22 protein-coding genes and 1 pseudogene are annotated in these 21,941 nt (G+C 62.9%); 11 read left to right on the plus strand and 12 right to left on the minus strand.

All coding sequences use genetic code 11. The annotated features are described in order from the left end of the window. Positions 1-13: 13 nt before the first annotated feature. The 5 genes from NMG70_RS13705 to NMG70_RS13725 all read right to left on the minus strand — a co-directional run bounded on the left by NMG70_RS13705 (position 14) and on the right by NMG70_RS13725 (position 5,607). Positions 14-1,660: a Na+/H+ antiporter gene (locus tag NMG70_RS13705; RefSeq protein WP_254025021.1), complete on the minus strand. Its 1,647-nt coding sequence runs from the start codon at positions 1,658-1,660 to the stop codon at positions 14-16. Positions 1,661-1,762: 102 nt separating this feature from the next. Then, on the minus strand, positions 1,763-3,016 hold the full coding sequence (locus NMG70_RS13710; protein WP_254025022.1) for a L,D-transpeptidase family protein: 1,254 nt from the start codon (positions 3,014-3,016) through the stop codon (positions 1,763-1,765). 357 nt (positions 3,017-3,373) lie between these two features. Beyond that, positions 3,374-3,889, minus strand: coding sequence for a transcriptional regulator LdtR (gene ldtR / locus NMG70_RS13715; protein ID WP_254025023.1), 516 nt, complete (start codon positions 3,887-3,889; stop codon positions 3,374-3,376). 255 nt (positions 3,890-4,144) lie between these two features. Continuing rightward, on the minus strand, positions 4,145-4,567 hold the full coding sequence (locus NMG70_RS13720) for a DUF6163 family protein (RefSeq protein ID WP_254025024.1): 423 nt from the start codon (positions 4,565-4,567) through the stop codon (positions 4,145-4,147). Next, positions 4,564-5,607, minus strand: a complete 1,044-nt coding sequence (locus NMG70_RS13725; protein WP_254025025.1) for an enoyl-CoA hydratase/isomerase family protein — start codon at positions 5,605-5,607, stop codon at positions 4,564-4,566. The genes NMG70_RS13720 and NMG70_RS13725 overlap by 4 nt, the downstream gene beginning before the upstream one ends. A 205-nt stretch (positions 5,608-5,812) precedes the next feature. On the opposite strand from NMG70_RS13725, the gene hemB reads away from it, so the two are divergent. Both hemB and NMG70_RS13735 read left to right on the plus strand, forming a co-directional pair. Further along, on the plus strand, positions 5,813-6,844 hold the full coding sequence (gene hemB, locus NMG70_RS13730) for a porphobilinogen synthase (RefSeq protein ID WP_254025026.1): 1,032 nt from the start codon (positions 5,813-5,815) through the stop codon (positions 6,842-6,844). Positions 6,845-7,123: 279 nt separating this feature from the next. After that, positions 7,124-7,769, plus strand: a pseudogene (locus tag NMG70_RS13735) (dihydrofolate reductase family protein). 354 nt (positions 7,770-8,123) lie between these two features. Here the strand turns inward: NMG70_RS13735 and ppk2 are convergent. After that, complete coding sequence (gene ppk2, locus NMG70_RS13740) at positions 8,124-9,044, minus strand: polyphosphate kinase 2 (protein ID WP_254025027.1); 921 nt, start codon at positions 9,042-9,044, stop codon at positions 8,124-8,126. A 257-nt stretch (positions 9,045-9,301) separates the two neighbouring features. Between ppk2 and NMG70_RS13745 the strand changes: the two genes are divergently transcribed. Both NMG70_RS13745 and NMG70_RS13750 read left to right on the plus strand, forming a co-directional pair. Beyond that, complete coding sequence (locus NMG70_RS13745) at positions 9,302-10,345, plus strand: aldo/keto reductase (RefSeq protein ID WP_254025028.1); 1,044 nt, start codon at positions 9,302-9,304, stop codon at positions 10,343-10,345. 157 nt (positions 10,346-10,502) lie between these two features. Further along, on the plus strand, positions 10,503-10,667 hold the full coding sequence (locus NMG70_RS13750; protein WP_254025029.1) for a hypothetical protein: 165 nt from the start codon (positions 10,503-10,505) through the stop codon (positions 10,665-10,667). Between the two features lie 242 nt (positions 10,668-10,909). Here the strand turns inward: NMG70_RS13750 and NMG70_RS13755 are convergent, their stop codons facing one another. Next, on the minus strand, positions 10,910-11,167 hold the full coding sequence (locus NMG70_RS13755; RefSeq protein ID WP_254025030.1) for a DUF982 domain-containing protein: 258 nt from the start codon (positions 11,165-11,167) through the stop codon (positions 10,910-10,912). Positions 11,168-11,283: 116 nt separating this feature from the next. Here NMG70_RS13755 and NMG70_RS13760 point away from each other — a divergent pair, with 116 nt between their 5' ends. Beyond that, the gene (locus tag NMG70_RS13760) at positions 11,284-12,543 is read left to right on the plus strand and encodes a multidrug efflux MFS transporter (protein WP_254025031.1); all 1,260 of its coding nucleotides are present in this window, start codon (positions 11,284-11,286) and stop codon (positions 12,541-12,543) included. Between the two features lie 34 nt (positions 12,544-12,577). Continuing rightward, a complete protein-coding gene (locus NMG70_RS13765) occupies positions 12,578-12,952 on the plus strand; it encodes a DUF423 domain-containing protein (RefSeq protein WP_254025032.1) in 375 nt (124 codons plus the stop codon). Between the two features lie 32 nt (positions 12,953-12,984). Here NMG70_RS13765 and NMG70_RS13770 read toward each other — a convergent pair whose 3' ends face one another. Together NMG70_RS13770 and NMG70_RS13775 are read right to left on the minus strand one after the other, a co-directional pair. Then, positions 12,985-13,149 (minus strand): hypothetical protein, encoded by a 165-nt coding sequence (locus NMG70_RS13770; RefSeq protein ID WP_091591593.1) that lies wholly within the window; start codon positions 13,147-13,149, stop codon positions 12,985-12,987. Positions 13,150-13,216: 67 nt separating this feature from the next. Beyond that, a complete protein-coding gene (locus tag NMG70_RS13775; protein ID WP_254025033.1) occupies positions 13,217-13,360 on the minus strand; it encodes a hypothetical protein in 144 nt (47 codons plus the stop codon). 113 nt (positions 13,361-13,473) lie between these two features. Between NMG70_RS13775 and NMG70_RS13780 the strand changes: the two genes are divergently transcribed. Beyond that, a complete protein-coding gene (locus NMG70_RS13780) occupies positions 13,474-14,556 on the plus strand; it encodes a LacI family DNA-binding transcriptional regulator (RefSeq protein ID WP_254025034.1) in 1,083 nt (360 codons plus the stop codon). A gap of 10 nt (positions 14,557-14,566) precedes the next feature. On the opposite strand, the gene NMG70_RS13785 is transcribed toward NMG70_RS13780, so the two are convergent. After that, a complete protein-coding gene (locus NMG70_RS13785) occupies positions 14,567-15,763 on the minus strand; it encodes an OpgC family protein (protein ID WP_254025035.1) in 1,197 nt (398 codons plus the stop codon). A gap of 201 nt (positions 15,764-15,964) precedes the next feature. Between NMG70_RS13785 and NMG70_RS13790 the strand changes: the two genes are divergently transcribed. Continuing rightward, positions 15,965-16,636 carry an alpha/beta hydrolase gene (locus NMG70_RS13790; protein WP_254025036.1) on the plus strand — a complete coding sequence of 224 codons (672 nt, stop codon included), beginning with the start codon at positions 15,965-15,967 and terminating at the stop codon, positions 16,634-16,636. Positions 16,637-16,649: 13 nt separating this feature from the next. On the opposite strand, the gene sthA is transcribed toward NMG70_RS13790, so the two are convergent. Then, positions 16,650-18,038: a Si-specific NAD(P)(+) transhydrogenase gene (gene sthA, locus NMG70_RS13795; protein ID WP_254025037.1), complete on the minus strand. Its 1,389-nt coding sequence runs from the start codon at positions 18,036-18,038 to the stop codon at positions 16,650-16,652. Between the two features lie 303 nt (positions 18,039-18,341). On the opposite strand from sthA, the gene NMG70_RS13800 reads away from it, so the two are divergent. The 3 genes from NMG70_RS13800 (at position 18,342) to NMG70_RS13810 (ending at position 20,723) form a co-directional block, all read left to right on the plus strand. Continuing rightward, positions 18,342-18,806: an RDD family protein gene (locus NMG70_RS13800; protein WP_254025038.1), complete on the plus strand. Its 465-nt coding sequence runs from the start codon at positions 18,342-18,344 to the stop codon at positions 18,804-18,806. Positions 18,807-18,933: 127 nt separating this feature from the next. Then, on the plus strand, positions 18,934-19,698 hold the full coding sequence (locus NMG70_RS13805) for an arginyltransferase (RefSeq protein ID WP_027154654.1): 765 nt from the start codon (positions 18,934-18,936) through the stop codon (positions 19,696-19,698). Positions 19,699-19,826: 128 nt separating this feature from the next. Then, complete coding sequence (locus NMG70_RS13810; RefSeq protein WP_254025039.1) at positions 19,827-20,723, plus strand: DMT family transporter; 897 nt, start codon at positions 19,827-19,829, stop codon at positions 20,721-20,723. On the opposite strand, the gene NMG70_RS13815 is transcribed toward NMG70_RS13810, so the two are convergent. Then, on the minus strand, positions 20,711-21,919 hold the full coding sequence (locus NMG70_RS13815) for an AI-2E family transporter (protein WP_254025040.1): 1,209 nt from the start codon (positions 21,917-21,919) through the stop codon (positions 20,711-20,713). The genes NMG70_RS13810 and NMG70_RS13815 overlap by 13 nt on opposite strands. Positions 21,920-21,941: the final 22 nt, after the last annotated feature.

The raw sequence follows: 21,941 nt of genomic DNA on the forward strand, positions 1-21,941 counted from the left end.
GCGAAGAGTTCGTCTATTTCCTTGCCTGCCGGCCGTTCAGCAAGGCTTCTGTAAGCGTGATCTCGGTCAGCAGCGTCTGCTTCGTATGATCGTTGATCTCTCGGCTGCGAAACATGGCGAGCACCGCCGCGCGCTCGGCCTCGATGCCGGCCAGCCTCATTTCCAGCTCCAGCCGTCCGGCTTCACGGGCCTCAGCGCGCGCGTCTTCGGCCTCGTCGGAGGCGGCGATGCGGCGCTTGTAGCCGGTGACAATGCTGTCGGCCGCAGCAAGCCGGGCGCCGGGCACCTCGCCTTCGTCCCCGTCTTCAACTCCGGCGATGCTCTCGATGCGGGCGATGGCGGCCTTGGCCGCGCCGACACGCGCCAGGCGCTCCTCGGCTGCGCCGGCATCCTCGCCCGGCTCGACCAGCCCGCGCGCTATCCGGGGCAGCGCGAGGCTGGCGATGGCCAGCGAGCAGATGATGACGCCGGCGGCCAGGAAGATCACCTCGTCGCGCGCCGGAAAGGGCGAGCCGTCCGGCATGGCGATCGGCAGCGACAGGATGCCGGCCAGCGTTATCGCGCCGCGCACGCCGGCCACCGAGCCGGCGAGCCGGACACGCAGCCCGAACGGCTCGGCCTTGCGCTTGCGCAACCGCGCCACGACGCTGGCCGCGATATCGCCAATCCATATCCACAGGAAGCGCAGGGCGATCAGGCACAGCGTCAGCGCCAACACCGTCAGGATCGGCTGGATGACCGGATAGCGGCCACTGAGCTCGGGCGGCACATTGCCGATGATGTCGGGAAACTGCAGGCCGAGCAGGATGAAGAGCGCGCCGTTGAAGACGAAAGACAGCGTCGTCCACAGCGACACCGTCTGGATACGCGCTGAAACACCGAGGAAACGGAAAATTCCTGAGCCGCCGGTCAGCACGCCGGCGGTGACCGCGGCCAGGATACCCGAAGCTCCGACATGCTCAGCGCCGAGATAGGCGACGAAGGGCAGCAGGATCATGACCAGCACCTGCGCCTCGGCCGGCACGCCGCCGATGCGGTTCAGCAATTGCAGCGCCTTGGCGGCAACGAACAGTGCCGCCACGCCGGCCAGGATGCCGACTGCCACGGCGTAGACGAAAGTCAGAGTTGCCGCGGCGAATGAAAAGCTGCCGGTCAACACTGCCGCTACCGCGAAACGGAACATGACCAGCCCCGACGCGTCGTTGAGCAGCGACTCGCCTTCCAGAATGTGCATCAGCCGCGCCGGAGCCACATTCTTGTCGACGATCGAGGACACGGCAACTGCGTCGGTCGGCGACAGCACCGCGGCAAGCGCGAATGCGACGACGAGCGGAACGCTCGGCACCAGCCAGTGCAAGGCGTAGCCGAAGCCGACGATGGTAAAGAAGACCAGCCCGATGGCAAGGTCCAGTATCGGCCCGCGCAGCGCCAGCAATTCGCGCTTCGGCGCGCCATAGGCATCGCTGAACAGCAGCGGCGGAATGAACACCAGCAGGAAAAGCTCGGGATTGATCTCGACATGGATGCCGCGCATCGGCCAGGCGAGTGCGGCACCTATGGCAATCTGCAGCACCGGCAACGGCACCCGCACCGGCCGGACCAGCGCGCCGGAAACGGCGACGAAGACGAGCACGACCAGGATGAAGATGGCGACTTGCATGGCCCTCTACCGAACGGCGCTTTCCGGACCCGGCGCGCGCGCTCCAGCCGGATGCAAAAAGGCCGCCCTCAGCGGCGGCCTTTCAGCAAAAAGATCAGTGGCTTAGAGCGCAGAGGTGATCTGCAGCTCGTTGGCTCCGTCGAGCCCGTAGATGTCGTCGCGGAACTGCACGACGCCAGGCCCCGTCGACCAGGCCGAGATGTAGAGGAAAAAGACCGGCACCGGATTGGTGACCTGCACCGGGATGTTCTCGCCGCTCTTGATAGCCGCCTCGAAATGCTGGCGGCTCCAGCCCGGCGTGTCGCGCAGGATCCAGGTGACGAGGTCGCGCACGTTCTGGACGCGCACGCAGCCTGAGGAATCGAAGCGCATCATCTTGCCGAACAGGCTTTGCTGCGGCGTGTCGTGCATGTAGACGCCGTCCGGGCTCGGGAAATTGATCTTGACCGAGGCCATCGCATTGCCGGCGCCCGGATCCTGGCGAAAGCGGTATTTCTCCGCGTCGTCGGTCGACCAGTCGACGGTCAGTGGATCGACCTCGCTGCCATCCGGTGCGAACAGCCGGATCTTGCTGTCCTTGAGATAGTTGGGGTCCTTCCGCATCAGCGGAATGATGTCCTTGCGCACGATCGAGACCGGCGCGTTCCAGTAGGGATTGACGATGATCTCGTTGATCTTGGAATCGACGATCGGCGTCTGGCGATCGATCTTGCCGACCACGGCGGTGTGGCGCAGCACGACGCGGTCGTTCTCGACCGCTTCGATCTGGGCGCCAGGGATATCGACCAATACATAGCGGCTGCCCAGCGTGCCGGCGCGTTCGTTCAGCCGGTGCAGATTGGTCTGCAGCTGGCCAAGCCGGACCTGCGCCGAGACATTCATCGCCGCATAGCTATATTGGCCCAGGGTCCCGTCGGAAGGCAGGCCATGACGCGCCTGGAAGCGCTTGACCGCCGCATCCACGTAGGAATCGAAGGCCTCTGAAAGGCCGGCGCTCTGCGCCAGGTCGCCCGAAATCATCAAGCGCCTGCGCAATGGCACCACGTCGGGATCGATGACGCCGAGTTGCAATTTCTTGGTGTCCGGGACCCGCTCCCAGCCGCCCTGCGCGACAATATTCTGATACTGCGCGATAGCCTGCTCGGTGTACGCAACGGTCTGCAGGCTAACGATCGGCAGCGTCGAGGCCACCTTGCCGCCCTCGCTGGCGCGGGCGTCGAACTGGTCGTTCCAGTTGCCGCGGCCCGAGGATTTCAGGATATCCGCGATCACGTCCTGCGCGCTGGCGCCACCGGCAACCATCGTCGCGGCCAACGCGGAGGCTCCGGAAAGGAAGAAACGGCGACTGGTTCTCATGTACGCTCCAGACATTCCTGTAACAGTTTTTTCACCGGGCGATCCGCCCGCACGCTAGGCCCACTCTAAGGTTGGCGCCCTTAACAATTAGCCAACCATGCCCCAATCGCTTCTGCGCGAGAACGCGCCGGGCGCACGCCCCTTCTCAGAGGCGGTTGACGGGGGACGGATTGGCTCGCGCCGCAACATCACCCGCATTCTCGCTTTCACCGGGAATATGGCGGCAACGTGACCCTGACCGCGATTTGGATCGGCTGTCCTCACGAAACGCAAAGACCGATGCTTTTCGGCACCGGTCGTTTGGATCGTTCCCCGACCGCGCCTGTGGCGCGGTTCCCCCTCATGCGACGGACATGCTTACATCCGATAGGCGATGGTATCGTTCCAGAAGCGGTCGAGGCGCTGCAGGGCGCGGTTCATTTGCTTGAATTCTTCCGTGTTGATGCCGCCGACCTGCTCGATCGAGCCGACATGGCGCTCGTAGAGTCCGGCGACGACTTCCGCCACCTCACTGCCCTTCGGCGTCAGCGAGACCCGCACCGAACGGCGGTCGATGCGCGAGCGCTGATGGTTGATGAAGCCGAGATCGACCAGCTTCTTCAGATTGTAGGAGACGTTCGAGCCGAGATAATAGCCGCGCGAGCGCAGCTCGCCGGCGGTCAGCTCCGAATTGCCGATGTTGAAGAGCAGCAGCGCCTGGATAGCGTTGATATCGGAACGGCCGTTGCGGTCGAATTCGTCCTTGATCACGTCAAGCAGGCGGCGGTGCAGCCGTTCCACCAGCTGCAGCGATTCCATGTACAGCGAACGGATCGCCTCGCGGCGGTCATCGGATAGGTTGGCGGTCTTCGCCGCCGGACGGGAATTGATCATTGTCTTTGCCTCTCGTTTGTCGCCTGGTGATTTTTTGTTTTTCACCTTGATCGCGACACTATCGAATACTCATAAAATTCGACTTAAACGCTAGGGCTAACAAGAGCTTACCGGTAATAGGTTTCGAAAGAGGCTTAACGAAGGGTCACCCGAACAAGGACGATTAACCTAAAGATTTAGCCAATGATTGCGGGCGGTAATTTGCCCGTCCAACCGGACGCGTGGGCTATTCTTGTTGAGCATCGGTCCGATACTCTATTGCCGGCTGCGGCGCTTCTGCATCCAGATCACCACGCGAAAGGCGATGTAGAGCAGCGCCACCGCCGCATGCGAGGCGACGATCAGCGGCCGGTGGCCGAACAGCCCGGGAAAGCCGGCATACATGATGGTCTCGGTCGCCGCGCAGATGAACCAGATGACTGGCCCCCAGGAGGCCAGCATCCACAGACCGGCGGCGGCGAAGGGAAAGAACACGGCGAGCGTCACCGCAGCTACCTGCCAATGCATCGGCATCAGGTCGAAGCGCCACAACGAGCCGGGATAGAAGCCGATCAGCCGGATCCAGTACAAAATCCCGAACAACAGACAGTAGCCTGAGATGACGCGCTGAAACCAGGCGAAGATGACCTCGACCGTCGAGGGCTGGAGCACGACGCGTCTCGACGTGACCTCGCTCACAGCTTGAGTTCCCGTTCGCCGAGCGGAGCGAAGTAGGCATCGACGTCGGCAGCACTGACGTCGTCGATGCCTGCCGGCCGCCATTGCGGCGTCGAGCCTTTGTCGATGATGGCAGCGCGGATGCCTTCGTAGAAATCGTGGCCGGCAAGCATGCGGTTGAGGATGCGGAACTCCATCCGCATGCACTCGTCCATCGACAGCGTCAGCCCGGCACTGATCTCGCGCCAGGCGACATGCAGACTGGTAGGCGAGCGGGTGCGGATCGTCGCCAGTGTCTTGGCCGCGAACGCGTCTGCGGGTGCGGCGCGCTCCAGGCTGCCGATGATGTCGCTCAGCGACGGCTGCGCGAAATGGCGGGCGATGGCTTCCAGTGTCGGACTGTCCGTTTCGCGCCGAGCCGGGACGGAAAAGCCGCGCAGCGCCAATTCCGGGTCGCCGCTCCCAACCAGCCGGTCGAGAAAGCCGGCCTGTTCCTGCGCCTTGATCGTGTGCGTCGCCAGGCCCGACCACAAAGCGTCGCCATAGCGGATGCGGTTTCCGGTCAAGGCCAGATACATGCCAAAGCTGCCGCCGAGGCCCGGCAAGAGATGACTGGCGCCGACATCCGGGAAAAAGCCGATGCCGACTTCCGGCATGGCGAACTGGGCGTTCTCGGTCAGCAGCCGATGCGAGCCGTGGAACGAGATGCCGACGCCGCCGCCCATGACGATGCCGTCGATCAGCGCAACATAGGGTTTTTTGAATCGCGCGATGCGGGCGTTCAGCCGGTATTCGTCGGCGAAGAAATCGACCGGCGGCTTTCCTGCCCGCCCGGCCTCGTAGATGTGGAGGATGTCGCCGCCGGCCGAAAACGCCCTGCCCTCGGCCTTGACGACGACAACAGCGACGCCGTCGTCGCGCTCCCAGGCGCGCAGCGCCTTGTCGAGCGCCTTGACCATGCGATGGGTGACGGCATTGAGCGCCTGCGGCCGCGTCAGGGTGACGACGCCGGCGCTGCCCAGTCGTTCGAAGCGGATCTCGTTGCCGCCGCCAAAATCCATCGCCTAAAGAATCCTCCCCCATGCCGCCGGGACTGAAGTGCTAAAGCGTGGCGCATGGGCGCGTCAATGCCAAGGCGCAATCCTGTCCGGCAACAACGGTCAGCCGGAACTCGTATACCGGTATCCAGCTTGTGCCTGGCACTATCGTGCGCATTGGTCAGCGGCGGGGGCTCGTGTTAAAAGCCGCCAATCTGGAGTTTTGGCGATGAACAAATTCACCCCAGCAAAGCCTGCCGGCGCGCGCAGCGTCGACGAGATCACCGGCAGCCGCCGTTTGCGGCGCATGCGCAAGGCCGACTGGTCGCGCCGTCTCGTGCAGGAGAACCGGCTCTCCGTCGACGATCTGATCTGGCCGATCTTCGTCGTCGATGGGAAGAAGATCCGTGAACCGATCGCCGCCATGCCTGGTGTCTTCCGCCTGTCGCTCGACCTTGCCGTCAAGGAGGCCGAGCGCGCGGCAAAGCTCGGCATTCCGGCGATCGCCACCTTTCCCAATGTCGAGCTCGGCCTGCGCGACCAAACCGGCTCGCACATCCTCGATCCGGAAAACGTCATCAACCGCGCCACGCGCGCCATCAAGCACGCGGTGCCCGAGATCGGCATCATCACCGATGCGGCGCTCGATCCCTTCACCTCGCACGGCCACGACGGCATCTTGCGCGACGGCATCATCGTCAACGACCAGACCGTGGAGCAGGTCACGGCGGCTGCCGTCATCCAGGCTTCGGCCGGCGCAGATATCATCGCCCCTTCCGACATGATGGATGGCCGCATCGGCGCCATCCGCGATGCGCTCGACGCCAATGGTTTTCAGGATGTGGCGATCATGTCATACGCGACGAAATTCGCTTCCGCCTTCTACGGACCCTATCGCGAGGCGGTCGGCACCGCCGGCCTGCTCAAGGGCGACAAGAAGACTTATTATCTCGACCACGCCAATTCCGACGAGGCCGTGCGCGAGGCCGAACAGGATCTCGCCGAGGGCGCCGACATGCTGATGGTCAAGCCCGGCCTGCCCTATCTCGACATCATCCGCAGGCTGAAGGACGAATTCCGGATGCCGACCTTCGCCTATCAAGTGTCGGGCGAATATTCGATGATCAAGGCGGCCGCCGCCAATGGCTGGATCGACGGCGACAAGGCGATGCTGGAATCGCTGCTCGCCTTCAAGCGCGCCGGCTGCGACGGCATGCTCACCTATTTCGCGCCTGAAGTGGCGGCGATGCTGAAGGGATAGGCACATCTGTAGCGCCTAGCAAATCTCCAACGTTGCAGAATGCGAGCCGAAGTTGCGGCCAGCCCCCTTCGCCCCGTCACTATACGGGGAGAAGGTGCCGGCAGGCGGATGAGGGGCGGCGCCAACATCGACAATTGCTCATCTCAACACGTGTCGAAGCTTCTTTTACTGAATTCCTGGCGGCCGCCTGCCACCTCCGCCTCTAGAACACCGCTTGCATAATGCAATCAGTCCAACTAAAACAACTGCTTGCATTTCACAACTGGCTTAGAGGTCCTCATGTCCAAGCTTCGCGTCAACGCTTTCACCGTGTCTATCGACGGCTTCGGAGCCGGTCCCGACCAAGACCTGAAAGAACCGCTGGGCGTCGGCGGGGAAGCCCTGCACACATGGATGTTCGGCACCCGAACCTTCCGCAACATGTCCGGCGAAGATGACGGGACCACGGATACCGACGACGCGTTCGTAACGCGCAGCTTCGAAAACATTGGCGCGTGGATCATGGGCCGCAACATGTTCGGGCCGATCCGCGGGCCTTGGCCCGATGACACCTGGAACGGCTGGTGGGGAGACAATCCGCCCTACCATGTGCCGGTCTTCGTGCTCACCCACCATCCGCGCGATCCTCTCGTCATGGAGGGCGGCACCACCTTCCATTTTGTGACCGACGGCATTCACTCAGCGCTGGAAAAGGCGAAAGCAGCGGCTGACGGCAAGGATGTCCGGCTCGGCGGCGGCGTCGCCACGATCCGGCAATATCTTAGGGATAAAGCTCATCGACGACATGCATCTGGCGATATCGCCGATGCTGCTCGGCTCAGGCGAGAACCTTTTTGCCGGCATCGACATGCCTGGGCTCGGCTACCGGTGTAGCGAGCAGGTCGCGACGCCGAATGCCACGCATGTCATCATTGAGGGGGTGTAGTCGCAGGGATTGTTGTCTGCACCGCTGCTGCGCGCTCAGAAGTAACGGCATGGATCCTAGGGTCTGCGCTCCGCTTCGCGTTCGCTTCGCCCTAGGATGACGAACGGGGAGTGTTGTTTCAGCCAATCTCGAAGGTTTGTGATATGCCATCAACCGCCGCCCGCTACGTGGTGACGCAATTGCCAATCTTCACCATCCGCGATTGGCCTTAAGCCACCACGCCTTCGTCATCCTTGGGCGAAGCAGGAGCGAAGCGACGTAGCGAAGACCCTAGGATCCATGCCGTTACAGTGGTCGAAGGGCGCAGCGCGGCGCAGGAAGTGCGGCGAGCTCAGCGGTAATCCGAAAGCAACGTCAATACTTCTCCGGCACATACAGCTCACGCGGCAGCACCTGGCGCTCGTATTCGGGATTGAAGACGCGATCGGGCAGCGTGATCTCTTCGTGCGGCACTTCCTCATAAGGCATCTGCTTGAGGAGATGATCGATGCAGTTCAGCCGCGCCCGCTTCTTGTCGTTGCCTTCGACGATGAACCAGGGGGCTTCGGGAATGTTGGTGCGGGCGAACGTCTCTTCCTTGGCCTTGGTGTACTGCTCCCACCGTACGCGCGACTGCAGGTCCATCGGCGACAGCTTCCACTGCTTCATCGGATCGTGGATGCGCATCTGGAAACGCATCTGCTGCTCCTCGTCGGTGATGGAGAACCAGTATTTGACCAGCGTGATGCCGGAGCGGACCAGCATGCGCTCGAACTCCGGCACGTCGCGAAAAAACTTCTCGACCTGATCCGGTTCGGCAAATCCCATCACCCTTTCGACGCCGGAGCGGTTGTACCAGGAGCGGTCGAACAGCACGATCTCGCCGCCTGCCGGCAGATGCGGGACGTAGCGCTGGAAATACCATTGCGACTTCTCGCGCTCGGTCGGCGCCGGAAGTGCTACGACGCGGCAGATGCGCGGATTGAGCCGTTGGGTGATGCGCTTGATGACGCCGCCCTTGCCGGCCGAATCGCGGCCCTCGAAAATCACCACCAGCTTCTTCTTGTGATATGCCACCCAGGACTGCAGCTTGATCAATTCGGATTGCAGCGTGATCAGGTCGCGAAAATATTGCTGGCGATCCATCGAGGGCGGATGCGCCTTCTTGTAGATTTTGGCGATCTCCAGCGATAGCGCCGGTTCCGACATTTCCAGCTCGTAATCTTCGTCGAGCGTGTCGGCGAGCTCCGCTTCCAGCCAGTCCTTGGCAGGAGAATTCTGTTTTGCTTCGGTCATTTATGCTGCTCCGCGTGCACGCCCGTGTCGGCGTCCGGCCTGCCGGCCAAGAACGAACACCTTGAGCCGACTGCATACAGGCCGGCAATGACGGTTTTATTGCAGCCGGCCTATGTGCCGGTCGCGCAAATCCGTGAGATGTGATCGATCAGCCTCCATGGCATGCACGACAAGCGGCTCGAATTATCCTACAAATGCCAGGCTCCTTTGGGCAGCCTTCGAAGCAGCCCTTCTCAACGCAATTGCGAGGATCTGATATGGAATACCGCACACTCGGCCGTTCCGGGCTGAAGGTTTCGACGCTGACCATGGGCACCATGACCTTCGGCGGCGCCGGCGCATTTTCAGCGGTCGGCAAGACCGATCTCGACGAGGCGCGCCGGATGATCGACCTCTGCATCGATTCCGGCATCAATCTCATCGACACCGCCAATGTCTATTCGAACGGGCTGTCGGAAGAGATGATCGGCGATGCGCTCGGCGGCAAACGCAAGGGAGATGTGCTGATCGCCTCCAAGGGGCGTATGCGGATCGGTACCGGCCCCAACGACGAAGGGCTGTCGCGCTACCATCTGATCCGCGAGTGCGAGAAGAGCCTGAAACGCCTCAGGACCGACGTCATCGACATCTATTTTCTGCACGAATGGGACGGCACGACGCCGCTCGAAGAGACCATCGCCGCGCTCGACACGCTCGTCAGCCAGGGCAAGGTCCGCTATGTCGGCTGTTCCAACTATTCCGGCTGGCAAGTGATGAAGGCGCTGGGGATCAGCGACCGCCAACACCAGCCGCGCTTCGTCACCCAGCAGATCCACTACACGCTGGAGGCGCGCGAAGCCGAATATGAATTGCTGCCGATCTCGGTCGACCAGGGGCTTGGCGTGCTGGTGTGGAGTCCGCTCGCCGGTGGACTGCTGTCCGGCAAATACAACCGCGACCAGGCCACCGCCCGCCAGCTCAGCGGGTGGACTGAACCGCCGATCCGCGACGAGGACCGGCTGTGGCGGATCGTCGACGTGCTTGCCCATATCGGCAACAACCATGGCGTGTCGGCGGCGCAGGTGGCGCTTGCCTGGCTGCTCGGCCGGCCGGCCATTAGCTCGCTGGTGATCGGCGGACGGACCGAAGCGCAGTTCAAGGACAACATCGCCGCCGCCAGCCTGGTGCTGACCAGCGAAGAGCGCGCACGCCTCGACGCTGTCAGCCGCCCGCCGGTTCTCTACCCCTATTGGCACCAGCAATTCACGGCAAAAGACCGGTTTGGTCCGGCCGATCTGGTTCTTGACCGGGACGATATCTGACAACGATCCGGATCAGGTCGAAGGTCGCCGCCGGCGGACCCGTGTTCAGCCGGCCTGCCGGCTAACTATGGAGCCGATCGCCCTTTGCGGTGTTGTGTTTGGAGCTCAATGCTCCTAGGCAGGGCTAAGAACCTTTGGGATTGTGAAAGGAAGAGATATGGCGCGAGCACCGAACTACGGCCAGGAACGCAAGGAACGCGACCGGCAGAAGGCTGCCAAGAAGGCGGAAAAGCAAGCGGCCAAGGTCGCAGCCAAGGAACGTTCGAAGCCCGAAGACGAGACCACGTCCGAGACCGAAACGGAAACGGAAACCGCAGAGTAAACTGCAGGGCATCGCTTCATAGTGACGGCGAGAAGGGATCTGGCCGCAACCTTGGCGCGCTTTCTGCAACGCTGCAGATTGGCGAAACCCTTGGTACAGGCCCCTTTCTGCCCGTCACTATACAGTCACTATACGGGGAGAAATGCCCGGCAAGGCAATGAGAGGGCAGCGCAAGCTGAAGCGATTGCCCCTAAGGTAAAAGCGCATCCGGCCCGCGAAGCGGATCAGATTTCGCTGCGTCTTCAGGCCGGCGCCTTGTCGCTGACGAAAACGTTCACCTCGCGCGCGGCGGCAATGAAGGCGCGCCTTGCGGTCATCGCCGGTTTGTCGCCGGCCAGCGCATCATGGCAGGCCTGCAGCGCTTCGCGATGCTTGGGACTGCGCTTGCCGGGCCAGTTGTTGAGGAGGTAATCGGAAGCCTCGCGGGCGGTCCGCAAGAGCTGAGTGCCTCCCGCCGCGCCCTTGACGGTCACGGGTGTTTCAAATCGGTTGTTTTCCATCGCCGCTCTTACGCCATCGGCGCTCGCGAAGCGAGGGCGAAAGTAGTTGCCTCGGCAATCACGCCGCGACGACGGCGAATTCCCTGGCCCGCAGAACTGGCCGCACAGGACACGACATGCCGCAAGACGCCACCCCTGCCACCCAAGGCGCCCACAATATCCATTGGCGCCGCAATCTCGCCGTGTGCTTTGCCGGCTCGTTCAGCACGCTTGTCGCCATGACCTTGCTGTTGCCCTTCCTGCCGCTTTATGTCGAGCAGCTGGGCGCCGAGGGCCACGCGGCTGTTGTGCAGTGGTCCGGCATCGCCTATGGCGCGACCTTCTTCGCCGCCGCGCTGGTCGCGCCGCTGTGGGGACGGCTTGGCGACCGCTACGGCCGCAAGCTGATGCTGGTGCGCGCCAGTTTCGGCATGGCCGTCTGCATGTCGCTGACCGGCATGGTGGAGACCGTCTGGCAATTGGTGCTGCTACGCCTGCTGATCGGTTTCGCCGGTGGCTATTCCTCGGGCTCGACCATTCTCGTCGCCATGCAGACGCCGAAGGAGCGGTCGGGCTGGGCGCTCGGCGTGCTGTCGGCCGGCATCACCGGCGGCGCTCTCGTCGGTCCCTTGCTCGGCGGCGCGCTGCCGCCCTTGGTCGGCATCCGCGCCACCTTCCTGGTCGCTGGCGGCGTCATTTTCCTGGCGTTCCTGGCAACGACTTTTCTCATCAAGGAGAACCCTCGACCGGCAACCGACAAATCAGCATCGACTGAGAAACCGAAAGGCGGCTGGTCGCAAATCCCGGACAAGCGCCCGATCGTCGCTATGCTGGTGACCGGCACGCTGCTGAGCTTCGCCACCATGTCGGTCGAGCCGATCATCGCGGTCTATGTGCAACAGATCATTGAGGACCAAAGCCTGCTAACGCTGACCTCCGGCATCGTCATGTCGGCGGCGGCACTTGGCGCCATCCTGTCGGCCTCGCGTCTCGGCAAGCTCGCCGACCGCGTCGGTCACTGGAACGTCATCATAGCGGCGCTTGCCGTCTCGGCGCTGCTGCTGATCCCTCAGGCTTTCGTCACGCAGGGCTGGCAGCTCGTCGGCCTGCGTTTCCTGATGGGACTGGCGCTTGGCGGCCTCTTGCCCTGCATCACCAGCGTCATCCGCCACAATGTCCCGGACGGCGTCGGCGGCAATGTGCTCGGTCTGTCGATCTCGGCGCAGTATGTCGGACAGGTTGCCGGCCCGCTGCTCGGCGGCTTCGTCGGCGGTCATTTCGGCATGCGCGCGGTGTTTCTCGGCACGTCCGTGCTGATGGCGGGCGGAGCGGCGTATAATTGGCTGGTCCAGTCGCGCCGCGCACGCGACATGCTGGTGCAGGCGGGCAAATCCTGACACCGTTTGCGGGCCACTTCACGGAGTCCACGACATGAGCACGGCCGACCACCCAGCAAGCGGCAGCGGCCGCATCCTCGTTTTCACCGGCGGCCTGTGCGGCGCGGCCGGTGTGGCGCTTTCTGCCGCGGAAGCACATCTGGGCGGCGTTTTCGTCGGCACGGTCGCGTCCTTCCTTCTTATGCATGCACCGGTCTTTCTTACCGCCGGCCTCGTCGGCGCAAACCGGATGCTAAGTACCGCAAGCCTTATTCTTCTCGTCGGGCTTGTCTTGTTCTCAGGCGATCTGCTTGCCCGCGACTTCCTCGGCTCGCGGCTTTTTTCGATGTCGGCGCCGATCGGCGGCACCTTGCTCATCGCCGGCTGGCTGGCGGTTGCAGCCTCGGCGCTGGTGCGCCCGCGCTCCTGAGGCCGCCGGATTCGGCTTCCGCCAAACGACGGTCAGTCAGACGATGGCCACTCTTGCCTGCGTTCTGGCCGGACCGGCAGGTCGCGATTGCGTGCCGCCGGCTTGGCCAGGCGCCGCCGCTCCGGCCTGTCGATGGCCGGCGAGATGCCCCAATAGTTGCGATAAATCTCTTCGAACAGATGATTGATCGGGTGCATTGCTCAGCTTCCTTTTGCGATTGAGATTGAATCGATCCAATCGACACGCCCGAAAATGCCGTGCCGATCAGGTCCGCTTGCGCTCCACGAGAAAACGCAGATCGCGGATCCACGGGCCGGCGCTGCCGCGACGCGTCCGGGTCACCGCCTTCGAAATTATGCTCCAGTCGTTGCGATAGATGTCTTCGAACAGATAGTTGACGGGGTGCATGGCTCGCTCCTTCCCAATTGGATCGATTCAAAACTAGGCTTGGACCGCGCTGATGTCAAGCAAAATTTGAATCGATCCAACAAAGATGCTAGGTAGCCAGCTGGAGGCAGAAAATGGCGTCATCCACCGAAGGCAATACAAGACCCATCCGGCTGGCCGACATCGCCAAGGCCGCCGGGGTTTCGCACGGCACCGCCTCCAACGTGTTCAGCCGTCCCGAGATCGTGCGCGAGGAAGTCCGCGAACGGGTCAAGGCGGCGGCCGAGGCGATGGGCTATGCCGGTCCCGACCCGAAGGGCCGGCTGCTGCGCGCCGGCAAGGTCAACGCGATCGGCGTCGCCACGACCGAGCCGCTGTGCTATTTCTTCGACGATCCTTTTGCCCGCGCAATGATGGCCGGCATCTCGCAGGCATGCGACGCCACCGGCGCGGGAATAGCGCTGGTATCGGCCGGCAACGAGGAAAAGCTTGCCTGGAACATCCAGAGCGCGCTGGTCGACGGCTTCATCCTGTTCTGCATCGAGGGCGGCTCACGGCTTGTCGAACTGACGCGCGAACGCAAACTCCCCTTTGTCGCGCTTGAGCTCGGCTTCGACGACGACACTGTTTCGGCGATCGGCGTCGACAATGTCGCCGGCGCCCGCCTGGCGGCGCAGCATCTCGCCGAGCTCGGCCATCGCCGCTTCGCCGTTCTGGCGCTGCCTTTCGCCGACGGCAGCACCGGTCCTGTCTCGCCGGAGAAGGTCCGGACGGCCCTCTACACCGGCACGCGCGATCGCCTCGTCGGCTATTTCGAGGCGTTTTCCCGGTACGGCGTCGATACCGCCGGGATACCGGTATACGAGACCGAAAACGACGAAGCCAGCACAAGGGCCGGCCTCGAAACGATCTTCGCCTCGGCAGAGCCGCCGACCGCCATCCTGGCGATGTCGGACCGGATCGCGATGGTCGCGATCGAATGGTTGGCCGCTCGTGGCATTGCGGTTCCCGGCGACGTCTCCGTCGTCGGCTTCGACGGCGTGCCTGACGCCGCAATCTGCGATCCTCCGCTGACCACGGTCGCCCAGCCGATCGCCGAGATCGGCCGCCGGGCGGCGCGAACGATCCTCGATTTCGACGGCACTGTGCGGCGCGAGACGCTTGGCGTCGAGCTTGTCGTCAGGGCATCTTCGGGACCGCCGCTCAAGACAGTCTGAGCCCGGACGTCTAGCTATTAACCCCTGCTGCCATGCCGCCAACGCCGAAGGATGCATGGACCGGCGGCGCCTCGCTGCGGAGCGGGTTGCTGTTGCCGCCAATAGCCGACAGCCATTCGAGATAATAGGCGAGCGCGAACTGCATGGCGACGCCGGCGGCGATCAGCAGGCCGTCATAGGCAAATCCGCCCGGGTTGACCAGCTTCATCACCTGCGCCGCCATGGCTATCAGCGTGCCCGCGATGAAAACCGGCAGCGATCGTTTGCCCAATATAGCGAGCGGATGGTCGCGGCTGGTGCGGAACAGGTTGGAGACAGAAGGAAACGCCACGATCAGATAGCTCACCGCCAGGATGTGCAGCAACCTCGGCAGAGACAGGAAGGTCTTGTCGAAGCCGGTCAGCACCACCGGCAGGTTCAGCCACGACACGTGCCCCCATAGCGGGCTGTGCACCCAGACCAACGCCGTCGCGACATAGACCACCGACGCGCCGACCAGCCAGCGATTGACCGGAATGGCGCCGCCGCGCCTGATGTGCAGCATGCTCGCCAGGCCGATGTTGAAGAGGAACTGCCACGACAGCGGATTGAGGAACCAGAAGCCGGGCTCCGGATAATTAGGCGGAGCTATCTGGTAGATCCCGGCAACCAGCCACAGAGTTCCGGACACGGCGAGCGCCATGAAAGGCCGGTAGCTGATGAACAGCAGGAAGGTTGGCGCCATCAGCAGCAGCACCGCATAGACCGGCAGGATGTTGTTGTAGCCAAGCTGATGGCCAAGCGTGACGATGCCGATCAGCGCTTGTTGTGGGTCCCTGATCAACGGCTCGATGTTGATCAGCGTCAGCATGTCCGGCCGTTTCGCGAACATCGCCGCCGCGCAGAAGATGGCCACCACCGCCATCGTCGTGACAATGTGCGCGACATAGAGCACTCCGGCGCGGCGCCACAATTTCAGTGTCGCCGGGAGCCGGTCTCCGGACTGGAATTTTGAGCCGTAGGCGAGCGCGACGGACATGCCGGAGATCAGCACGAAGGCCTCGGCGGCATCCGAAAAGCCGAAATTCTTGTAGGTCAGGGTTTCGAAAACCGTGCCAGGCACATGGTCGACAAATATGATCAGCAACGCGAAAGCGCGGAACACATCAATGCGCGTATCGCGATCCGGGATACGCGTATCGCGATCCGGTGAAATTGGCATGGTCATCGATAAAAGGCCTCAAAGCTGGTTGTTCATGCCGCGATTGATGCGACCATCCGACGACGATTCGATTCCTCCCGCAGGAGCATATCGGCAAACAAACGGACTGAAATGCGCCCGGTTCAATCAACTTTGAAGGAGCCCGAAAATATTCCGTTTTGAAGCCGGCAAATGAATAAAAACGACACGAAATCAAAAGGATGCAATATGGCCGAAAAACCTTCGGAAGACGGCTTTTTGCGGCGCGACCTGCCGTTTTTGTACCGCCTTTATCGACCGGTGAATGCGAGCGGCGAATGCCTTTTTCTGCTGCATGGATCCGGTGTCGACGAGACGACGCTGGTGGCACTGGCGCGGCAAATCGCGCCGCGCGCCGTGTTGGTGACGGTGCGTGGCCGCATCGCCCAGGAGGACGGTTTCCGCTGGTTCGCGCGGATCACGCCGACGCGCTTCGAACAGGCGAGCATCCGCACCGAGGCGGACGCTTTCGCCGGCTTCATCACCGCGGTCGCGAAGCGCCATGGTCTTGATCTCGCCAGGACGACTTTCCTCGGCTATTCGAACGGCGCCAACCTGGTTTCGAGCGTGACGCTGCTGCATTCCGGCCTCATCGAACGGGCAGCATTGCTGCGCCCGATGCCGGTGCTCGACGAGGTTCCCCCGGCCGATCTATCCAAAGCACGCGTGCTGATCATCGCCGGCGCAGATGATCTGACCTACGCGCCCTTCGCGCCGGCGCTGGTCGCATTGCTCGATTCACACGGCGCCGCGGTCGACGCCCACACCATCGCCTCCGGTCATGAAATCGGCGATCGGGATGCTGAAATCATCAGGCAATGGCTGGCGGGCTCGGCAACCGCCATCGCGCAGGCGAATTGATGAGCCCGTCGCCCTATGCCCGCCCCATCCGGTTCCAGGCATCCAGCCCGGCGATCTTGTAGGCTTCGGCCAGCGTCGGATAGTTGAAGGTGTTGTTGACGAAAAAATCGACGGTGCCACCGAGATTGATCACCGCCTGGCCGATGTGGATCAGTTCGGTCGCGCCCTCGCCGACGATATGCGCGCCGAGCAGCCGGCGCGTTTCGATCGAGAATAGAAGCTTCAGGAACCCGGTATTGACGCCCATGATATGGCCGCGCGAGGTTTCGCGGAAGCGCGCCACGCCGACCTCATAGGCGCCGCCGCCCTCGCGCACCTGCTCCTCGGACTGGCCGACGGTCGAGATCTCCGGCACAGCGTAGATGCCGTAGGGAAAGGTTTCCGGCGGTGGCGGCAACGGCACGCCGAAGGCATGGCAGGCAGCCACCCTGCCCTGTTCCATCGAGGTCGAGGCGAGGCTCGGAAAGCCGATGACGTCACCGGCGGCATAGATGTTAGGCGCGCTGGTCCGGAAGGTCTGCGGGTCGACCTTGATGCGGCCCCGGGAGTCGGCCTCGATGCCGACTACATCGAGGCCGAGCGCGCCGACATTGCCGGTGCGCCCCGCGGCATAAAGCACCATCTCCGAGCGTATGCTGCGGCCGTCGGCAAGCGTCACCTCGGCATAGTTGGGTTTCGAGGCGATCTCCTTGATCGCACTGCCGAGCCGGATCGTCATGCCGCGGTCGCGCATCTGATGGAGGAAATCGTCGACGATCTCGCGGTCGACGAAATCGAGGATGGTGTCGCGCGGCTCGACCAGCGTCACCGGCACGTCGAGCGCCGAAAAGATCGTCGCGTATTCGACGCCGATGACGCCGGCGCCGATGACCGTCAGCGTCCGCGGCAGGCGCTCGAGTTCCAACATCTCGTCGCTGTCGAAGACACGGAGCTTGTCGAAGGGCACGTCGCGTGGCCGGTGCGGGCGGGTGCCGACAGCGATCAGCGCATGCGCAAATCCGACTTCACTGTAGTCGCCGGTATCCGTCGTCAGGCTGGCACTGTTGGGACCGAGAAACTTGACTGTGGCGCGCGCGCTCTTGACCGTGTTGCGCATGAACTGGTGCTGCAGCACCTCGACCTCATGATCGAGCGTCTTGTGCAGGCGTTCGATCAGATCGCCGACCGAAATATCCTGCTTGACCCGGTAGCCGCGCCCGTAGAATCCGCGCTCGCGCCAGCCCGAGAGGTTGAGAACGGTTTCCCGCAGGGTCTTCGACGGAATGGTGCCGGTATGGACGGACACGCCGCCAAGGCGCCGGCCCCTGTCGGCCACCAGCACGGATTTACCGAGCTTGGCCGACTGCACCGCGGCGCGGCGCCCGGAAGGCCCGCTGCCGATGACCAGCATGTCGTAGTCCATGTCGCGCCGTCCCCCTCGCGCATGACCCCGAAACCGGTTTCGGCTTTCGGAGTCATGCGCCGATTCAAAGTGCTAGAGCGTCCTTTGCGCGTCCGAAAGGACGCGCGGCGCTCTAGGCGCGCTTTGTGCGCTGCAGCAAACTAACGTCATCCGGGCTGTAAATTCAACCGATTCAGGCTTAGATTCGGCGCTGCCTCCAGTCGCAGGCCGAAAAAAGGCTCGATCTTGATTCCGCCGCAGGGCTTCACCATTTCAACACCAGGCGGTCCGCACCCTATGCCGGGCCTGATTGCGAGAAATGACATGAACGCGCGCGTTCTCGACGACGAAATCAGCAGGCTCGATGATGTCAGGGCCTATGATGGCGTGCGCACCCGGCGTGTCCTCGCCTTCATCATCGATTATTGCATCGTCGCGCTGCTCACCATTCCGTTCGCGATCCTGGTGTTCTTCCTCGGGATTTTGACGCTAGGCCTTGGCTGGATGCTGTTTTCCATCCTCGTGCCGGCCGTCGCCATCCTCTACATCTGGAACACGCTCGGCAGCACCGACCAGGCCACGACAGGCATGAAGATGATGGGGATCCGGCTCGACCGTCTCGACGGCACCCGCATCGACGGGCTGACGGCGGTGGTGCATTCGGTGCTGTTCTGGGCCGGCAACGTCATCCTGACGCCACTGGTCCTTCTGGTGTCGCTGTTTGCCGACCGCAAGCGCACGCTGCACGACCTGCTGCTCGGCACGGTGGTCAGCCGCAGTGACCGCTGAAACAGCTTTTCACCAGTCCCCGTGTGCAAAGTGAAGGCGTCCGATCGCCATGCTTTCACAATCCTGTTGAATTTTTCGCCGTGCGCGCCAAAGGTATGATGATTCGCAGGAGTGTTTCCAAGGGTCGATGACGCAGCATCCAACCCAGTCGCCGCAGTTCTTCCTGACCGCGCCGTCGCCGTGCCCGTATCTTGAGGGCCAGTTCGAGCGCAAGGTGTTCACGCATCTGGTCGGCGACAAGGCATCGGAGATGAACGACCTGTTGACGCAAGGCGGCTTCCGGCGATCGCAGAACATCGCCTACCGGCCGGCCTGCGAGACCTGCCGCGCCTGCGTTTCGGTGCGCATCCTGGCCCAGGAATTCACTGCCAGCCGTAATATGAAGCGGGTGATACAGCACAATTCAGACCTCATCGGCGCGATGCACGACGCGCAACCGTCGACCGAGCAGTATTCGCTGTTCCGCAGCTATCTCGATGCCCGCCATCGCCGCGGCGGCATGTCCGACATGACGGTGCTCGACTATGCCATGATGGTCGAGGACACGCATGTCGACACCAAGGTCATCGAATACCGGCGCCGCGGCCCCGACAGCTTCATTACCGGCAAGGGCCAGGGAGAGCTGATCGCAGTCGCCCTCACCGACAAAATGGCCGATGGCCTGTCGATGGTCTATTCCTACTTCAATCCGGACTTCGAGGACCGCTCGCTCGGCACCTTCATGATCCTCGACCACATCGCACGCGCCAGGGCGATGGGCTTGCCCCATGTCTATCTCGGCTACTGGGTCAACGGCTCGCGCAAGATGAACTATAAGATGCGCTTCATGCCGCAGGAGCATCTCGGCCCGAAAGGCTGGGAACGCTACGACCACGAAGCGGTTTCGCGCTGATCCGCTCTTTCGCCAATCATCCTTAAAACTGCTTCAAGGAGGATGCTTCTGGTTTTCGGCTGCTTGGCTGAAACGCCAGACGCTGGGCCAATTTTGCGCCTGCCTCCAAATTCATTGCGGGAACTGCCATGTCGTCCCACAACGATCATCAAAAAGGCCTTCTCATCACCGCCATTGGCGGGCTGACGCTGACCATCGACATTCCACTGATCCGGCTCGCCGACGGCGGCGCATGGACGATCCTCCTGCTGCGCACCGGCACCACCCTGGTCGCGGCGCTGATCATCTGGGCTGTCTGGCGCTCGCTGAGCCGGAACGCGCCGCAGCTCATCCCCGGCTGGTCGGGGCTCGTCGTCGCCCTATGCTATGGGCTGACCTCGGTCACTTTCGTCACCAGCATCTATCACACCACGACCGCCAATCTGGTCTTCATCCTGGCCTTCAACACCGTGTTCGCGGCGCTGCTGTCCTGGCTGTTCCTGAAGGAGCGGCCGCGACTGGTCACGGTGGTCGCGATGCTGGTCATGATCGTCGGCGTCGCGATCATTGTCGGCGATTCGATCGGCACCGGCCACCTGTTCGGTGACCTCATGGCGCTGTGCTCAGCTTTCTTCATTGCGCTGGCCATCACTATCTCGCGCGCAAGCGGCAAGGACATGGGGTTCACTTCGCTGATCGGCGTGATCCTGCCCCTGGCCGTGGCGGTGTTCATGGTTTCGGGCGAAGGGTTTCAGGTAAACGCGCCGTGGTGGATCATCTTCAACGGCGCCGTCATTATGCCGATCTCGTTCTTCTGCCTCGCCAACGGGCCGAAATATATTTCGGGACCGGAAGTTGCGATGTTCTATCTGCTCGAAACCGTGCTGGCGCCGGTCTGGATGTGGATGATCTTTGCCGAGATGCCGTCGCGCAACAGCCTGATCGGCGGCGCGATCCTGATCGTCACGCTGGTCGCCCATTCGCTATGGCAGCTGCATGAGGGGCGCAAGCGCCGCGCTACCCTTGCCGTCCGTCACCCGGCCTGAGACTTCTTCTCGGCAACGATTTCGATCTGCGGCGGCGCGCCTTCGAGTTCCACCGGTGCGGCGGGGGCAAGCTCGTCGGCCAATTCCACCTCGCGCAGCCATTCGCGCCAGATCGCGACCAGCAACGCCATCAGCACCGGACCGATGAACAGGCCAAGAAAGCCCATCGTCTTGACGCCGCCGATCAGGCCGAAAAAGGTCGGCAGGAACGGCAGCTTGATCGGGCCGCCGACCAGCTTCGGCCGCAATGTCTTGTCGACGATGAACAGTTCGACGCTCCCCCAGATGAACAACGCCAAACCGGCCACCGGCGAGCCGCTTGCGGCGAGATAGATCGAAACGAGCGTGAAGGAGAGCGGTGCGCCGCCGGGGATCAGCGCCATGACGCCGGTCAGCGCGCCGAGCGTCACCGGCGACGGCACGCCGGCCAGCCAGTAGGCGACGCCCAGCACCACCCCCTCGCCGATGGCGATAATGGTCATGCCGGTTACCGTCGAGGAAATCGTCGCTGGCACGACGCGTGAAATCCGCTCCCACCTGGTCGGCAGGATGCGTTCGCCGAGACGGTCGATCTGCCCGGCGAAATGCTCGCCGTCGCGATAGGCAAAGAACAGCGCGATCATCATGAACAGCAGCGCCAGCAAAAGGCCGAAGGCGCTGCCGCCGGCGGCCAGCACGCCGCGATAGATGCTGCCGATGTTGGCGCCGCTGATCAGCTGGATCAGTTCGCCGATGCCGCCGGGATGGCCGAGGTTGCGCGTCCACTGCTCGTTCAGCCAGTCGCCGACCACAGGCAGCGTGGCGATCCAGTGCGGCGTCACCGCGCCATGGCGGTTGGTCTCGATCGCCCAGCCAACCCATTCGCGGACTTCGTTGCTGGCATAGGCGCCGGCGAGCGCTATCGGCACCACCAGGAAGGTCAGGATGAACAGGATCGCCAATGTCGCGGCGACCGTGCGGTTGCCGCCGACGGCAGCAAGCAACCGCCGATAGAGCGGCCAGCTGGCAAAGGCGATGACGAGAGCAGCCAGCACCGGGACCAGGAAACCATGAAAGAAATAGACCCCGGCGGCGACGATCAGCACCAGGAGCCAGCGCGCCGCCGACAGCGGCGGAATGACCGCGGATCTGACCGGCGTCGACAGGCCGAACAGGCGTTGCTGCCCTTCCGGTTTCCGAACCCTGGTTTCCTTCAAATGCCCATTTCTCCCAAACGCG

Source organism: Mesorhizobium ventifaucium (assembly GCF_935822925.1).
Taxonomy (GTDB): domain Bacteria; phylum Pseudomonadota; class Alphaproteobacteria; order Rhizobiales; family Rhizobiaceae; genus Mesorhizobium; species Mesorhizobium ventifaucium.

Bases quoted from the DNA above. Each gene is read 5' to 3' on its own strand.
- NMG70_RS13705 (WP_254025021.1), bottom strand. From the start codon at position 1,660: ATGCAAGTCGCCATCTTCATCCTGGTCGTGCTCGTCTTCGTCGCCGTT.
- NMG70_RS13710 (WP_254025022.1), bottom strand. From the start codon at position 3,016: ATGAGAACCAGTCGCCGTTTCTTCCTTTCCGGAGCCTCCGCGTTGGCC.
- ldtR (WP_254025023.1), bottom strand. From the start codon at position 3,889: ATGATCAATTCCCGTCCGGCGGCGAAGACCGCCAACCTATCCGATGAC.
- NMG70_RS13725 (WP_254025025.1), bottom strand. From the start codon at position 5,607: ATGGATTTTGGCGGCGGCAACGAGATCCGCTTCGAACGACTGGGCAGC.
- hemB (WP_254025026.1), top strand. From the start codon at position 5,813: ATGAACAAATTCACCCCAGCAAAGCCTGCCGGCGCGCGCAGCGTCGAC.
- ppk2 (WP_254025027.1), bottom strand. From the start codon at position 9,044: ATGACCGAAGCAAAACAGAATTCTCCTGCCAAGGACTGGCTGGAAGCG.
- NMG70_RS13745 (WP_254025028.1), top strand. From the start codon at position 9,302: ATGGAATACCGCACACTCGGCCGTTCCGGGCTGAAGGTTTCGACGCTG.
- NMG70_RS13750 (WP_254025029.1), top strand. From the start codon at position 10,503: ATGGCGCGAGCACCGAACTACGGCCAGGAACGCAAGGAACGCGACCGG.
- NMG70_RS13755 (WP_254025030.1), bottom strand. From the start codon at position 11,167: ATGGAAAACAACCGATTTGAAACACCCGTGACCGTCAAGGGCGCGGCG.
- NMG70_RS13760 (WP_254025031.1), top strand. From the start codon at position 11,284: ATGCCGCAAGACGCCACCCCTGCCACCCAAGGCGCCCACAATATCCAT.
- NMG70_RS13765 (WP_254025032.1), top strand. From the start codon at position 12,578: ATGAGCACGGCCGACCACCCAGCAAGCGGCAGCGGCCGCATCCTCGTT.
- NMG70_RS13770 (WP_091591593.1), bottom strand. From the start codon at position 13,149: ATGCACCCGATCAATCATCTGTTCGAAGAGATTTATCGCAACTATTGG.
- NMG70_RS13775 (WP_254025033.1), bottom strand. From the start codon at position 13,360: ATGCACCCCGTCAACTATCTGTTCGAAGACATCTATCGCAACGACTGG.
- NMG70_RS13780 (WP_254025034.1), top strand. From the start codon at position 13,474: ATGGCGTCATCCACCGAAGGCAATACAAGACCCATCCGGCTGGCCGAC.
- NMG70_RS13785 (WP_254025035.1), bottom strand. From the start codon at position 15,763: ATGACCATGCCAATTTCACCGGATCGCGATACGCGTATCCCGGATCGC.
- NMG70_RS13790 (WP_254025036.1), top strand. From the start codon at position 15,965: ATGGCCGAAAAACCTTCGGAAGACGGCTTTTTGCGGCGCGACCTGCCG.
- sthA (WP_254025037.1), bottom strand. From the start codon at position 18,038: ATGGACTACGACATGCTGGTCATCGGCAGCGGGCCTTCCGGGCGCCGC.
- NMG70_RS13800 (WP_254025038.1), top strand. From the start codon at position 18,342: ATGAACGCGCGCGTTCTCGACGACGAAATCAGCAGGCTCGATGATGTC.
- NMG70_RS13805 (WP_027154654.1), top strand. From the start codon at position 18,934: ATGACGCAGCATCCAACCCAGTCGCCGCAGTTCTTCCTGACCGCGCCG.
- NMG70_RS13810 (WP_254025039.1), top strand. From the start codon at position 19,827: ATGTCGTCCCACAACGATCATCAAAAAGGCCTTCTCATCACCGCCATT.